The sequence below is a fragment of the Pseudomonas sp. UTLPPB19802 genome (assembly GCF_059730225.1).
In genome coordinates this window covers 1,255,795-1,269,300 of sequence record NZ_AP048545.1, presented here as the reverse complement: position 1 = coordinate 1,269,300, position 13,506 = coordinate 1,255,795, and the positions used below count along the sequence as shown (strand labels likewise).

General features: G+C 63.7%; 14 protein-coding genes. 7 read left to right on the top strand and 7 right to left on the bottom strand.

Going from position 1 to position 13,506, the window contains the following annotated elements:
• Positions 1-97 precede the first annotated feature (97 nt).
• The 3 genes from metF (at position 98) to rhlE2 (ending at position 4,007) form a co-directional block, all read left to right on the top strand.
• A complete protein-coding gene (gene metF, locus AC6I6U_RS05725; RefSeq protein ID WP_497881065.1) occupies positions 98-943 on the top strand; it encodes a methylenetetrahydrofolate reductase [NAD(P)H] in 846 nt (281 codons plus the stop codon).
• Positions 944-1,076: 133 nt separating this feature from the next.
• On the top strand, positions 1,077-1,835 hold the full coding sequence (locus AC6I6U_RS05720) for a substrate-binding periplasmic protein (RefSeq protein WP_497881064.1): 759 nt from the start codon (positions 1,077-1,079) through the stop codon (positions 1,833-1,835).
• A gap of 309 nt (positions 1,836-2,144) precedes the next feature.
• The gene (rhlE2, locus tag AC6I6U_RS05715) at positions 2,145-4,007 is read left to right on the top strand and encodes an RNA helicase RhlE2 (protein WP_497881063.1); all 1,863 of its coding nucleotides are present in this window, start codon (positions 2,145-2,147) and stop codon (positions 4,005-4,007) included.
• 76 nt (positions 4,008-4,083) lie between these two features.
• On the opposite strand, the gene AC6I6U_RS05710 is transcribed toward rhlE2, so the two are convergent.
• Both AC6I6U_RS05710 and AC6I6U_RS05705 read right to left on the bottom strand, forming a co-directional pair.
• On the bottom strand, positions 4,084-4,662 hold the full coding sequence (locus AC6I6U_RS05710; protein ID WP_497881062.1) for a YceI family protein: 579 nt from the start codon (positions 4,660-4,662) through the stop codon (positions 4,084-4,086).
• Between the two features lie 32 nt (positions 4,663-4,694).
• A complete protein-coding gene (locus tag AC6I6U_RS05705) occupies positions 4,695-5,246 on the bottom strand; it encodes a cytochrome b (RefSeq protein WP_497881061.1) in 552 nt (183 codons plus the stop codon).
• Positions 5,247-5,590: 344 nt separating this feature from the next.
• Here AC6I6U_RS05705 and AC6I6U_RS05700 point away from each other — a divergent pair, with 344 nt between their 5' ends.
• Both AC6I6U_RS05700 and AC6I6U_RS05695 read left to right on the top strand, forming a co-directional pair.
• Positions 5,591-6,997, top strand: a complete 1,407-nt coding sequence (locus AC6I6U_RS05700) for an adenosylmethionine--8-amino-7-oxononanoate transaminase (RefSeq protein WP_497881060.1) — start codon at positions 5,591-5,593, stop codon at positions 6,995-6,997.
• A 65-nt stretch (positions 6,998-7,062) separates the two neighbouring features.
• The gene (locus tag AC6I6U_RS05695) at positions 7,063-7,782 is read left to right on the top strand and encodes a 16S rRNA (uracil(1498)-N(3))-methyltransferase (RefSeq protein WP_497881059.1); all 720 of its coding nucleotides are present in this window, start codon (positions 7,063-7,065) and stop codon (positions 7,780-7,782) included.
• A gap of 4 nt (positions 7,783-7,786) precedes the next feature.
• Here AC6I6U_RS05695 and trhA read toward each other — a convergent pair whose 3' ends face one another.
• Positions 7,787-8,404, bottom strand: a complete 618-nt coding sequence (trhA, locus tag AC6I6U_RS05690; protein ID WP_497881058.1) for a PAQR family membrane homeostasis protein TrhA — start codon at positions 8,402-8,404, stop codon at positions 7,787-7,789.
• A 212-nt stretch (positions 8,405-8,616) separates the two neighbouring features.
• On the opposite strand from trhA, the gene AC6I6U_RS05685 reads away from it, so the two are divergent.
• Both AC6I6U_RS05685 and AC6I6U_RS05680 read left to right on the top strand, forming a co-directional pair.
• The gene (locus tag AC6I6U_RS05685) at positions 8,617-9,681 is read left to right on the top strand and encodes a TauD/TfdA family dioxygenase (protein ID WP_497881057.1); all 1,065 of its coding nucleotides are present in this window, start codon (positions 8,617-8,619) and stop codon (positions 9,679-9,681) included.
• Between the two features lie 95 nt (positions 9,682-9,776).
• Positions 9,777-10,691: a LysR family transcriptional regulator gene (locus tag AC6I6U_RS05680; protein ID WP_497881056.1), complete on the top strand. Its 915-nt coding sequence runs from the start codon at positions 9,777-9,779 to the stop codon at positions 10,689-10,691.
• Positions 10,692-10,699: 8 nt separating this feature from the next.
• Here AC6I6U_RS05680 and madM read toward each other — a convergent pair whose 3' ends face one another.
• From madM to AC6I6U_RS05660, 4 genes are all read right to left on the bottom strand, one after another.
• Positions 10,700-11,464, bottom strand: a complete 765-nt coding sequence (gene madM / locus AC6I6U_RS05675) for a malonate transporter subunit MadM (RefSeq protein ID WP_497881055.1) — start codon at positions 11,462-11,464, stop codon at positions 10,700-10,702.
• 1 nt (position 11,465) lies between these two features.
• Positions 11,466-11,882: a malonate transporter subunit MadL gene (madL, locus tag AC6I6U_RS05670; RefSeq protein ID WP_497881054.1), complete on the bottom strand. Its 417-nt coding sequence runs from the start codon at positions 11,880-11,882 to the stop codon at positions 11,466-11,468.
• A gap of 65 nt (positions 11,883-11,947) precedes the next feature.
• Complete coding sequence (gene mdcH / locus AC6I6U_RS05665; protein WP_497881053.1) at positions 11,948-12,877, bottom strand: malonate decarboxylase subunit epsilon; 930 nt, start codon at positions 12,875-12,877, stop codon at positions 11,948-11,950.
• On the bottom strand, positions 12,874-13,503 hold the full coding sequence (locus AC6I6U_RS05660) for a malonate decarboxylase holo-ACP synthase (protein ID WP_497881052.1): 630 nt from the start codon (positions 13,501-13,503) through the stop codon (positions 12,874-12,876). Before AC6I6U_RS05660 ends, mdcH begins: the two co-directional genes overlap by 4 nt.
• Positions 13,504-13,506 lie beyond the last annotated feature (3 nt).

Sequence of the window (13,506 nt, the reverse complement as noted above, 5' to 3'; positions counted from 1 at the left end):
GGTATGGCTGAACAACCGAGGTACCTGCATCGCAGACAAGCCGGGGCGCTGCACCGGCGCTCCCACATCGGTATTCTGAGCTTCCACAGGTATTACCATGTCCCAAGATCGCCGCTACAGCTTCGAATTCTTCCCGACCAAGACCGATGCTGGGCATGAAAAGCTGCTGGCCACTGCCCGCCAGCTGGCCAGCCACAACCCCGACTTCTTCTCCTGCACCTATGGCGCTGGCGGTTCGACCCGCGACCGCACGCTCAACACCGTGCTGCAGCTTGAGAATGAGGTGAAGGTTCCTTCCGCCCCACACCTGTCCTGCGTGGGCGACAGCAAGGACGACCTGCGCGGCCTGCTGACCCAGTACAAGGACGCCGGCATCAAGCGCATCGTCGCCCTGCGTGGTGACCTGCCATCCGGCATGGGCATGGCCAGTGGCGAATTGCGCCACGCCAACGACCTGGTCAGCTTCATCCGTGAAGAGACCGGCAACCATTTCCACATCGAAGTCGCCGCCTACCCGGAAATGCACCCGCAAGCGCGCAACTTCGAGGACGATATCCAGCACTTCGTGCGCAAGGCCAATGCCGGTGCCGACAGTGCGATCACCCAGTACTTCTTCAACGCCGACAGCTACTTCTACTTCGTCGACCGCGTGCGGGCACTGGGCGTGAACATTCCGATCGTGCCGGGCATCATGCCGATCACCAACTACAGCAAACTGGCGCGGTTCTCCGATGCCTGCGGCGCGGAAATCCCCCGCTGGATCCGCAAGCAGCTGGAAGCCTACGGCGATGACAGCCAGGGCATCCAGGCGTTCGGCGAGCAGGTGGTCACCGAGATGTGCGAACGCCTGCTGCAAGGCGGCGCCCCAGGGCTGCACTTCTACACCCTGAACCTGGCCGAGCCGAGCCTGGCGGTGTGGAACAACCTCAAGCTGCCACGCTGATTCGACCGTGTCACAAAAAGGCCCTCGCCCCAGCCAGGGCCTTTTTAATCAGCCTTGCTGACCGGGGACAGCCCCTGATAGAGCCCTCACGTAGCTCTGGCTATTTGCCACGCCCTCATCGTACTCTCTGGCAATGCCCGTCATTGCCCAGCTTCTGACTGCCATCCTCCTGACTTGCCTGAGCCTGACGGCCCGGGGCGAGCGATTGCGTATCGTCACCGAACCCTGGGCGCCCTACGTATATGAGGAAAACGGCCAGGCCAAGGGGTTGGACTACGAAACCACGGCCATCGTCTTCCAGCGCCTGGGAATTGAAGTGGAGTGGCAGTTCCTGCCCTGGAAGCGCTGCCTGGCGATGCTCGAGCAGGGCCAAGCCGACGGTGCGCTGGATATCTTTCACAGCAGCCGACGCGACGACAACCTGCTCTACCCCGACGAAGCCCTTTCCGACGTGGAGTTCGTGCTGTTCTACGCCAAGGCACATCCCCACCCCTTCAGCAGCCTGGATGACCTTCGAGGATTGACCATCGGCGTCTCCCCCGGCTACCTGTATGGCGCGGACTTCAACGAGTCGCGGCTGTTCAGGCGTGAGCCGGCACCCAGCCACGAGTCGAACTTCGGCAAGCTTGCCCTGGGGCGCATCGACCTGGTGATTACCGACCGCCGGGTCGGCCAGCATGTGCTCCACGCATTGAATCTGCAGGAGCAGATCGCCCAGTACCCCACCGTGATCAGTCGCGACCGGCAGTACCTGGCCCTGCGACGCAACGCCGGCATGGATCTGCTGATGCAACGCTTCAACGCCGAACTCAAGCGCTTCAAGCGCGAACCGGCGTATGCCGAGCTCAGCGCCCGCTACAACGGCATGGCCCCGGTGCGAAAAAAGCAGTGAACCGTTGAGCAGCAGGAAAGCGGCACACACCGTTTGCTCTGTTATACTCCGGCGTTCCCGCCAGGCTTACGCCCGGACGCTCGACCTTGCATCAGGTATTCCGACACAGTGACCTGCGCCGCCAAAGAGCCAGCGCGCGCTGTGCGTAGAGCCTCAAGATCCAGCATTACCGGACGGGATTGCGTCCTCCAGGACCGGATGAAAAAAACGCCGCACCAGACGTGCCGGTGGCTTTCGCCCAGCTCCCAGACGCCATTCACGCCAGGCAAGATTCCCATCGGGCTTTGCCCTAACTGAACAGGATTACTCATGTCCTTTGCTTCCCTCGGTCTCTCCGAGGCTTTGGTCGGCGCCATCGAGGCTGCCGGCTATACCGAGCCTACTCCGGTGCAACAGCGGGCCATTCCCGCCGTGTTGCAAGGCCGCGACCTGATGGTCGCCGCACAGACAGGTACTGGTAAAACCGGCGGTTTCGCCCTCCCGATCCTGGAGCGGTTGTTCCCCAACGGTCACCCGGACAAATCCCAGCGTCACGGCCCGCGCCAACCGCGCGTATTGGTCCTGACCCCAACCCGCGAACTGGCCGCCCAGGTGCATGACAGCTTCAAGCTGTATGCCCGCGACCTGAAGTTCGTCAGCGCCTGCATCTTCGGTGGTGTCGGCATGAACCCGCAGGTCCAGGCCATGGCCCGTGGCGTCGACGTACTCGTCGCCTGCCCCGGACGCCTGCTGGACCTGGCCGGACAAGGCAGCGTCGACCTGTCCCACGTGGAAATCCTCGTGCTGGATGAAGCCGACCGCATGCTCGACATGGGCTTCGTCCACGACGTGAAGAAAGTCCTCGCGCGGCTGCCGGCCAAGCGGCAGAACCTGCTGTTCTCGGCGACCTTCTCCAAGGACATCACCGACCTTGCCGGCAAGCTGCTGCACAACCCGGAACGCATCGAAGTCACGCCGCCGAACACCACGGTCGAGCGCATCGAACAGCGTGTGTTCCGCCTGGCCGCCAGCCACAAGCGTTCGCTGCTGGCCCACCTGATTACCACAGGTGCCTGGGAACAGGTGCTGGTGTTCACCCGGACCAAGCATGGTGCCAACCGCCTGGCCGAGTACCTGGACAAGCACGGCCTGAGCGCCGCCGCGATCCACGGCAACAAGAGCCAGAACGCCCGAACCAAGGCCCTCGCCGACTTCAAGGCCGGTGAAATCCGTATCCTGGTCGCCACCGATATCGCCGCCCGCGGCCTGGATATCGACCAGTTGCCACATGTGGTCAACTTCGAACTGCCGAACGTCGATGAAGACTACGTCCACCGTATCGGCCGTACCGGCCGTGCTGGCCGCTCGGGCGAGGCGATTTCCCTGGTTGCCCCGGACGAAGAAAAGCTGCTGAAAAGCATCGAGCGCATGACTCGGCAGAAAATTGCCGATGGCGACCTGATGGGCTTCGACGCCAGCGCCGTGGAAGCCGAGAAACCGGAAGTGCGTGAGCGTCCGGAAGGCCGCAACCCACGCAACGCGCGAGCGCCCCGTGGTGACGGGGCCAATGGCGGCGGCAGTGGCAGCGGTCGCAAGGACAAGGGCAAGGACAAGGGCGGCAAGGAAAAGTCGGCGAGCAATGGTCGCGGCGAGCGCCCGGCCCGCGAGCAGAAGCCTCGCGAGCAGCAGCCCCAGCAGCAGCGCCAGATACCTCGTCCGGCCCCGGATCGCGATCCGGAAGAGTTCCTCGACGACGACGTGGACAACTTCGGTAACCGCGTTGACTACGTGCCTCCGGCCGCCAAGCCACAAGGCCGTGGTCGCCGTCCAGGTGCACCGGCCCAGGGCGCACCCCGCAACGGTGCGGCACCAGGCCGGCAGAACGGCTCTCGCAACAACGGCGCCAAGTCCGGAGCCGGTGCAGGTACCGGTGCTGGCACGCCGAAACGCAATGGTCGCAATGGCGCTTCGCGCGACGCCCAACCGCGCCGCGACGACTCACGCAACCGTCGTCCGGCCCGGGACGATCAGTCGCTGCGCCAGGAGCCGGCCGTGAAAAGCCCACGTGAAAACCAGCCGAAAATCATGCACAAGGAGTCGAAGATCGATCGCTCCCTGACGCCTGAGCAGCTGGATCAGTTGCCAAACCGCCCACGCGGCGAGAAACCGGCATTGCTGACCCGCAATCGCTGAGTTTTCCAAGGCAATGAAAAACGCCCCCGGTTCGTGAGAACCGGGGGCGTTTTGTCATGCGACCAGGCTGGGTGGATTACTTGGCCTGTACGCCTTCGAACGAGATGTCCAGATCCAGGGTCTGCGAGGATGGACCTGGGCCCTTGATCCCGAAATCGTTCAGGTTGAGGGTAGTGGTGCCGTTGAAGCCGGCACGGTAGCCGCCCCATGGGTCCTTGCCTTCGCCGTTGAAGGTTGCCTTGAAGGTGACCGGCTTGGTCACGCCGTGCAGGGTCAGGTCACCGGTTACGTCAGCAGTTTTCTCGCCAGTGGATTTGACGCTGGTGGAGACGAACTTGGCTTCCGGATACTTGGCAACGTCCAGGAAATCCTTGCTGGCGATGTGCTTGTCACGCTCGGCGTGGTTGGAGAACAGGCTGGCGGTCTTCAGCTCGACTTCGATCTTGCTGGCTTCCGGGGTCTTGGCGTCGAAGCTGAACTTGCCGCTCCAGTCCTTGAAGGTACCGTGTACGAAGCTGTAGCCCAGGTGGCTGATTTTCCAGTCGACGAAGGCGTGCTGGCCTTCCTTGTCGATCACGTAGTCAGCGGCCATCGCCTGACCGGCAGTGAACAGTGCAGTACCGATTGCCAGGGCGGCGAGAGTCTTTTTCAACATACTTCTATTCCTTTTGAGTCGAGGTTGAACATCTAGGCTTTGCGACCCAGCATGCGGGTCAGCGTCGCATCACGATCGATAAAGTGGTGTTTCAGGGCGGCCAGGCCGTGCAGAACGGCAAAGATCACCACCGTCCAGGCCAGGTACAGGTGCACCGTGCCAGCGACATCCGCCTGATCGGGGATGCTGGAAATCCAGGCCGGCACGTCGAACAGGTTGAACACCGGAATCCCGACACCTTCTGCGGTGGAAATCAGGTATCCGGAAAACATCAGGGCGAACAGGCCCAGATAGAGGAACGCATGACCGAACTTCGCCCCCAGGCGGGTGAGCCGCCCATGGTTGGACGGTGCCGGTGGTGGCGGGCTGACGAAGCGCCAGATCACCCGTACGATCATTACCGCGAACAAGGTCAAGCCGATACTTTTATGCAGGTCCGGACCCGCCTTGCGATACTCGCTGTAGTAGTCGAGACCGACCATCCACAAACCCAGCGCAAAAAGACCGAAGACCACCAGAGCCACACCCCAATGCAGGAACATGCTGACTGCACCGTAGCGTGAGGATGAATTACGTAGCTGCATGGTCAAGAGATCCTGTAAGTACTGCGCCCAAGACTAATGATTTACCTATCGAATTAAAGCGAAAAATTTCGCTTTGAAATATCGAGAAATACGATCATAAGTCTGGAACGAGCGGGTTAAGAAAATATTAAGGTAGCCGCCTATCAGGAACACGCAGGCACGCGACTTTATTCGAGGCCCCGGAAGATAATTGCCATGAGCGCTGCAAGCCCCGCTACACGGGCGTTTCGCCAGTTTCGCAAGTGCTGGATTGGCCCGCACGGGTTGTCCCGTCGCCCGGCATTGCATAGGCTTGCGCGATTGTTGGCCCGCGCCTGTCGCGAGGCGCCCGTGGGAGAGTGGAAATGAGCCTGAACAACCAGTGGATGCAACGCGACCTCGCGGTGCTGTGGCATCCCTGCACCCAGATGAAAGATCACGAGCAACTGCCGATGATCCCCATCAAGCGCGGCGAAGGCGTGTGGCTGGAGGATTTCGACGGCAAGCGCTACCTCGATGCCGTCAGTTCCTGGTGGGTCAATGTGTTCGGTCATTGCAATCCACGTATCAGCCAGCGGATCAAGGATCAGGTTGACCAACTGGAGCACGTGATCCTCGCCGGTTTCAGCCACCAGCCGGTGATCGAGTTGTCCGAGCGCCTGGTGAAGATGACACCCGAGGGCCTCACCCGCTGCTTCTATGCCGACAACGGTTCGTCGTGCATCGAAGTCGCGCTGAAAATGAGCTTTCACTACTGGCTCAACCGCGGCCAGCCGCAGAAGAAACGCTACGTCACCCTGACCAACAGCTACCACGGCGAAACGGTGGCGGCGATGTCGGTCGGCGACGTGCCGCTGTTCACCGAGACCTACAAGGCCCTGCTGCTGGACACCATCAAGGTGCCGAGCCCGGACTGCTACCTGCGCCCGCAGGGCATGAGCTGGGAAGAACATTCGCGCAACCTGTTCCAGGTCATGGAACAGACCCTGGCGGACAACCACCAGAGCGTCGCCGCCGTGATCATCGAGCCGCTGATCCAGGGTGCCGGCGGCATGCGCATGTACCACCCGGTCTATCTCAAGCTGCTGCGCGAGGCCTGCGACCGCTACGGCGTGCACCTGATCCACGATGAAATCGCCGTGGGCTTCGGCCGTACCGGTACGATGTTCGCCTGCGAGCAGGCCGGCATCCGCCCGGACTTCCTGTGCCTGTCCAAGGCCCTCACCGGCGGCTACCTGCCGCTGGCGGCGTGCCTGACCACCGACGATGTCTACGATGCGTTCTACGACGACTACCCCACCCTGCGCGCCTTCCTGCACTCCCACAGCTACACCGGCAACCCGCTGGCCTGTGCGGCGGCGCTGGCGACCCTGGATATCTTCGAGCAGGACAACGTCATCGAAAACAACCGGGGCCTGGCCCAGCGCATGGCCAGCTCCACCGCGCACCTGGTCGATCACCCGCATGTTGCCGAGGTCCGCCAGACCGGCATGGCCCTGGCGATCGAGATGGTACAGGACAAGGCGAGCAAAACCGCCTATCCGTGGCAGGAGCGCCGTGGCCTCAAGGTGTTCCAGCATGCCCTGGAGCGCGGCGCCCTGCTGCGGCCACTGGGCAACGTGGTGTATTTCCTGCCGCCCTACGTGATCACCCCGGAGCAGATCGACTTCCTCGCCGAAGTGGCCAGCGAAGGGATCGACATCGCCACCCGCAGCACGGTCAGCGTGGCGGTGCCGGAGAACTTCCACCCGGACTTCCGTGATCCGGGCTAGGACGCCGCACCGCCGCGAACGGGCCCGCCCCGGCAACACATCATTAAGATATTCAGAGACGCACCATGAGACTGTCCCGCTTCTTTATCGACGCCCCCCTGAGCCTCGGCGAACACCAACTGCCGGAAGCCCAGGCCCACTATATCGGTCGCGTGCTGCGCATGGCCGAGGGTGATGCGCTGCAAGTGTTCGACGGCTCGGGCAACGAATTCCTCGGCAGCCTGCTGGAAGTCGGCAAGAAGCACGTGCGCGTGCAACTGACCGAGACCTTCGCCGGCCAGCCGGATTCGTCGCTGCACATTCACCTCGGACAGGGCCTGTCCCGTGGCGAGCGGATGGACTGGGCGATCCAGAAGGCCACCGAACTGGGCGTGAATGAAATCACCCCGATCGTCAGCGAACGCTGTGAAGTCCGGCTCAAGGACGAACGCGCCGACAAGCGCCTGGCCCACTGGCGGCAGATCGCGATCAGCGCCTGCGAGCAATGCGGTCGCTCCACCCTGCCACTGATCCACCCGCCGCTGACGCTGGGCGAATGGCTGAAGCAGACCGAAGCCGAACTGAAGCTGGTGCTGCACCCGGTGGCCGAACCGCTGACCAGCCATCCCAAGCCGGCCAGCCTGGCATTCCTGATCGGCCCGGAAGGCGGCTTGTCCGACGCCGAAGTCGAACAGGCGGCCAAGGCCGGCTACCGGCCAGCGCGCCTCGGTCCACGCGTGCTGCGCACCGAGACCGCGCCCGTGGTGGCCCTGGCGGTGGCGCAGCAGCTGTGGGGCGATTTCTGAAGTCTCAGATCACGTACCAGCAGATCGCCACGAAATGCAGGACACTGCCGGCGATCACGAACAGGTGCCAGATCCCGTGGGAGTGGCGCAGCCGGTGGTCCAGGGCAAAGAAGATGATGCCCAGGGTATACAGCGCGCCACCCGTGGCCAGCCAGATGAATCCGGCCGTGCCCAGCGCGGCCAGCAGGGGCTTGATCGCCACCAGCACGATCCAGCCCATCACCGCATAGATCACGATCGACAGGATTCGCGCCTCCGAGCGCGGCTTGATCTCCTGCAACATGCCGATCACCGCCAGGCCCCAGACGATGCCGAACAGGCTCCAGCCCCACGGCCCACGCAAGGTGACCAGGCAGAACGGGGTGTAGCTGCCGGCGATCAACAGATAGATCGACAGGTGATCGACCTTCTGCATGATCACTTTCGCCCGCCCACGAACGCTGTGGTACACCGTCGACACGCTGTACAGCGTTATCAGCGTCACGCCGTAGATCGCCACGCTGACGATCTTCCACGGGCTGCCATCCAGGCTCGCCATCACCAACAGCCAGATCGCGCCGATGCACGCCAGTACCGCGCCCACCAGATGGGTCCAGGCGTTGAGTCGTTCCCCGTGATACATGTACCGCCCACCTCCGTTGATCAAGACAGCCTGTCAGGTTCGGACCCGGCCACCCGCAATGCAAGATCGGCCCAGGTCCCGCCACCCGTTACAGCGGCTTCCTACTACAGAAAAAGAAACAAGCTTCCAAGTTTCACTCCATAGCCTAAGAAAAAATAACCAAACGATACAGAGAATGGGAGTACCGAATCTCACCTCCACGGGAGCCCGTCATGACTCGCACCCTTCAAGCCTGGAACCGCGAAAAGCTGATCGAACACGCGCTTTCCTGGATACACCGGCTGGACCGCGCCCAGGTCGTCGAACTCGATTGCGCCCTGGCGTACTCGCAACACCGGGGCCGGTCGCCGCTGGAAATGACCCCGGCTGACTTCCCCCTGCCCACATTGCACACCCGGCTGCAGACGGCCGTGCTTGAGGCCGAGCGAGGCCTTGGGGCGTTTCTGATCACCGGTTTCCCCACCGCCGACAAGACTCCCGAAGAGGCCCGCCGGATGGCCTGGGGCATCGGCCTGCATCTGGGCGTACCGCTGGTACAGAATCACGCCGGCGAGTTACTGGTTGATGTCCGCGATCGTCGACAACCGCACCAGACGACGTTCCGAAATCACCTCACCAGTCGCTCCATGGAGTTCCATACCGACGCCTGCGACCTGACGACCCTGCTCTGCCTGCAACAGGCGGCCCGTGGCGGGCTGTTCCGCCTGGCCAGCCTGCGGGCCGTGCATGACCGCCTGATGCGCGAGCATCCGTCGTTGTGCCAGTCGCTCTATCAACCCCTCGCGTTCCATGACCCGACACGCGACATCACCAGCGACCGGCGCTTTTTCCTCTGCCCGGTGTTCTCCCTGGAGCGTGGCGTCTTTGCCAGCCGCTTCTATCGCCAGCGCAACCTCGACTGCGAGCGCCTGCCCGGTGCACCGCAACTGGGCACCATGGCCCGCGCCGCGCTGAATGCGGTACACGATATCGCCAGCGAGCCGGACATGTGCCTGGAGCTGGAACTGCTTCCCGGCGACCTGCTGTTTCTCAACAACCACCTGGTCTGTCACGCCCGGACCTGCTTTACCGACAGTCCGCAGCCAGGACGCCAACGGCACCTGCTGCGCCAATGGCACGCAACGGCCTGCAGCCGACCGTTGCCCGACAGCTTCCTGCCGGCCTACGGCAACGTCGGGGCTCGTACCCTGCGTGGTGGCTACCAGGGCTGGCCGGCCGACGATGCACTGCTGGCCTTCCAAAGACGGCTTGCCGCCGCCCATGGCCTGGTCGACTGATCCGCGATCGGCAGAAACGCACATCCGTAAAAAAGCCTCGGCCAACCCGCGAGGACTTGGGCACAATCAGGGCATTCGAAGAAGAGCCCGCCGCCATGTTGATCGATGAAGAACTGACCCTGAAAAAGCTGGAAGTGTTCCTGGCCTTCATGCGTACCGGCAACCTGGCAAGGGCGGCGGCCGAGCTGCAAACCAGCAACGTCAGCGTGCACCGGGCCATCCATTCGCTGGAAAATGCCCTGCGCTGTCCGTTGTTCAAGCATGAGGGACGCAACCTGACGCCGCTGGAAAGTGCCTATGTGCTGGAGGAGCGCGCGCAGAAGCTGATCCAGGACGTGGTCGAAAGCATCCGCGTGACCCGCGAGGCCGCCGGTTTCTCCGCCGAACGCTTCAAGCTCGGCTCGCTCTATTCGCTGACGGTGAAGACCGTGCCGCAACTGATCATGGGCCTGAAGATCCGCCGCAGCGAACTGAACATCGACCTGATCCTCGGCTCGAACATCGACCTGCTGTACAAGCTCAGGAACATGGAAGTGGACGCGATCCTGGTGTCGCTGGACGAGACCACCAACGACCCGGACTGCGAACACCTGCCCCTGTTCTGCGACGATATCTTTCTCGCCACCCCAGCCGACTCGCCGTTCGCCCATCAGGCACAGGTGGACCTGGCGGACCTGCGTGACATGACTTTCATCACCCTGACCCAGGGGTTCGCCACCCACCGCGACGGTAACCGGGTATTCGAGCAGGCGGGTTTCGAGCCCAAGGTGGCGATGCAGGTCAACGACATCTTCACCCTCTTGAGCATGGTCAGCTCCGGTGTCGGCTACGCCCTGCTGCCGGGACGGATCGCCGCAGTGTACGAGAACCGGGTGAAACTCATCCCGCTACAGGCGCGCTACCACCTGCAGCAGGATATCGGCGTAGTGTTCCTCAAGGCCAAGGAACGCGACCCGAACCTGCTGGCACTCCTCGCGGAGTGCCGGATGTACGCCAACCACCGCCCTTGAGCGAGACTTCAGCCCACCAGGCCGCGGACAATGAAGAACAATACCGATGGCCCGAGCAGGCAGCCAAGGCCGGTGTGGAAGGTCGCCGTCAGCGCACCGTAAGGCACCAGACGCCGATCCGTTGCCGCGAGCCCGGCCGTCACGCCGCTGACCGTGCCGGCCAGGCCACCGAACACCATCGCCGAACGCGGGTTGTCCAGGCCCATCCAGCGCGCCGCCACCGGCGTGCCGACCATCACCATGATCGCCTTGATCAGGCCCGTGGCGATCGACAAGGCGATGACGTCGGAACTGGCACCGATTGCGGCGCCGGTCACCGGGCCGACGATATAGGTCACCGCACCGGCACCGATGGTGGTCATGCTCACCGCATCGCGATAACCGAAGGCCCAGGCCATGCTCGCGCCGACAATGAACGGCAGCACGGTGCCCAACAAAAGGGCCACAGCGCCAATCAGGCCAGCCTTCCTCGCCTCGGTGGCCTGCACCTCGAAGGCGGTGGCGACAATCGCGAAGTCACGCAGCATGGCGCCGCCCATCAGGCCGATACCGGAGAACAGCGCCATGTCCGCCAGGCCCTTCTGCCCACCGGTCAGCGTGCCGCCGACCCAGGCCAGGACCAGGCCGATCACGATGGCGATCGCAGAACCATGGATCCGGCCGAAGGTCAGGTGCCGCGACAGCAGCACCGACAGCCACATCACCACCCCGACCAACGCGAAGGCGGTGATCAGCCCATTGTGTTCCAGTGCCTTCTCGACGAGATCCCACATGTCAGCGACCTCCTGCGACATGGGCATCCGCCACCACCACCGGTGGCTCGGCCGGCAACGGCTCGCCGCGGTTGGTCCGACTGATCAGAGCAATGGTGCAACCACACAGCAGCACCGAGCCGACTGCCGCCAGCAGCGCCACCGGCCCGCCATGCAGCGCGGTGACCACGTTCTGGTTGGCGGCCATCGCGACCACCACCGGGATGTACATGGCGCCCCAGAAACCGACGCCCATCTCGCAACCCTGGCTCATGCCGCCGCGCTTGTGCATCCACAGACGGGCGCAGATCAACAGGATCATGGCGATCCCGACCCCACCGACATTGGATTTGACGCCCAACAGGACGCCGAGCATGTCGCCCAGAACCACCCCGGCCAAGGTACAGGCCGCCAGCAGTGCCACACCGTAAATAATCATTGTTGTTATCCTCGCATCGCATTGTCGAAGTTGTTGTTTTTGTCCTTCGAAGCAGCAGCCGGTCTTTATCGGTGGCGGCGTCCCTCCTCGTCCAGCAGTGCCTTGAGACTGTCCAGCCGGGCACCGTCGAAGGCGATCACGCTGCCTTGCTCGAATACCCGGCGCGCCAGGCCGGTCAACACCGTGCCCGGTGGCAGTTCGATCTGCAGCCGCACGCCACGCTCATAGGCGCTTTGCACGGTGCCACGCCAATCGACGAGCCGGCACATGTTGAAGGCCAGGTCATCGCGGATCTGTTCGGCGCTGCGCAGCAGCCGGGCACTGCTACCGCTGAGATAGCCCAATCGCGGCGCCCGCATCGATACCCCGGCGAATGCCGCCGCCAATGCCTGCGCCGGCTCGTCCAACAGCGGACAGTGGGACGGCACGCTGACCGCCAGGCGCCGGGCCACTCCGCCCTGTTTCAGCCCCGCGCCCACCGCCGCCATCGCGGCATCGCTGCCCGCGATCACGCACTGGTTGTCGGCGTTGATATTGGCCAGGTAGACCGGCGTCCGCGGGCCATGTACCTGGGCCAGCAACTTATCCACAGCCGCCAGGTCCAGGCCGATCAGCGCGGTCATCCCGTAGCCCTGTGGATAAGCCTGCTGCATCAGGCGGCCACGCAGGCTGACCAGCCGCAGGGCATCGCTGAAATCCAGCACACCGGCCACCACCGCCGCCGGATAGGCACCGATGGAGAGGCCGGCGACATAAGCCGGCGCCGGACTGTTTTCCAGCAACAGTCGGGCGCCGGCCACCCCGGCGACCAGCAGACAGAGCTGGACCGCGCGGGTCGAGGACAGCGCCTGTGCGGTATCCAGCAACGCCAGGTTTTCACCCAGCACATCGCTGGCTTCGTCCAGGCACTCACGAATGACTGCCGCCTCGGGCAGGCGCCGCAACATGCCGGGCTGCTGCGCGCCCTGGCCGGGAAACGCCAGCAAACTGCTCACGCCGCTTGCTCCTGGGCATTCCAGGGGTCGTTCACCAGCAGCGCACCGACAGCGCCCTTGAGCAGGACCCGCTGCGCCGACCCCGCCCATTCCGCCAAGGCCACCGCACCCAGCGGGGTCTGCAGTTGCAGGTCGACACCGCAGAACGGATTGTCGAGGTGGCGCAGCAGATCGGCGGCCTGACGCCGTGACAGCGCCTGTGGTGTACGCAGGACCAGGTCCAGGTCACTCTGCGGATGCAGCGTCGGCAAACCGGTGGCCAACTCGAAACCGGCACTGCCGCTGACGCCCCAGGCCAGCCCCCAGGCATCGAGCAACGGCCGCAGTTGGCGCAGCGCCTGCAGGGCCGGCCAATCCTGCGTTGCCAAGGTGCTGTCGAGCAGCGCCTCGGGGCTGACCCGGCGCTCGACCAGCGCCCTCGGCATCAGCGTGGCGAAACGCTGCTCACGCAATGTCCCGCGCACACCGACCGGCAGTTGATCCGCCGCCGTCAGCGCGCGCCGCACCACCACCGGTTGGCCAAGGCCCAGAACCTCCGACACCCAGGCCGGTGCATCCGCCGGCAATTGGGCCGGGGTCAGCCCCCAGAGCAGGTCGTGGGGAAGGTATTCAGCGTGGCTACGCATCTA

Excerpts from the sequence above, each read along its gene's own strand:
- metF (WP_497881065.1), top strand. The coding sequence starts at position 98 with ATGTCCCAAGATCGCCGCTACAGCTTCGAATTCTTCCCGACCAAGACC.
- AC6I6U_RS05720 (WP_497881064.1), top strand. The coding sequence starts at position 1,077 with ATGCCCGTCATTGCCCAGCTTCTGACTGCCATCCTCCTGACTTGCCTG.
- rhlE2 (WP_497881063.1), top strand. The coding sequence starts at position 2,145 with ATGTCCTTTGCTTCCCTCGGTCTCTCCGAGGCTTTGGTCGGCGCCATC.
- AC6I6U_RS05710 (WP_497881062.1), bottom strand. The coding sequence starts at position 4,662 with ATGTTGAAAAAGACTCTCGCCGCCCTGGCAATCGGTACTGCACTGTTC.
- AC6I6U_RS05705 (WP_497881061.1), bottom strand. The coding sequence starts at position 5,246 with ATGCAGCTACGTAATTCATCCTCACGCTACGGTGCAGTCAGCATGTTC.
- AC6I6U_RS05700 (WP_497881060.1), top strand. The coding sequence starts at position 5,591 with ATGAGCCTGAACAACCAGTGGATGCAACGCGACCTCGCGGTGCTGTGG.
- AC6I6U_RS05695 (WP_497881059.1), top strand. The coding sequence starts at position 7,063 with ATGAGACTGTCCCGCTTCTTTATCGACGCCCCCCTGAGCCTCGGCGAA.
- trhA (WP_497881058.1), bottom strand. The coding sequence starts at position 8,404 with ATGTATCACGGGGAACGACTCAACGCCTGGACCCATCTGGTGGGCGCG.
- AC6I6U_RS05685 (WP_497881057.1), top strand. The coding sequence starts at position 8,617 with ATGACTCGCACCCTTCAAGCCTGGAACCGCGAAAAGCTGATCGAACAC.
- AC6I6U_RS05680 (WP_497881056.1), top strand. The coding sequence starts at position 9,777 with ATGTTGATCGATGAAGAACTGACCCTGAAAAAGCTGGAAGTGTTCCTG.
- madM (WP_497881055.1), bottom strand. The coding sequence starts at position 11,464 with ATGTGGGATCTCGTCGAGAAGGCACTGGAACACAATGGGCTGATCACC.
- madL (WP_497881054.1), bottom strand. The coding sequence starts at position 11,882 with ATGATTATTTACGGTGTGGCACTGCTGGCGGCCTGTACCTTGGCCGGG.
- AC6I6U_RS05660 (WP_497881052.1), bottom strand. The coding sequence starts at position 13,503 with ATGCGTAGCCACGCTGAATACCTTCCCCACGACCTGCTCTGGGGGCTG.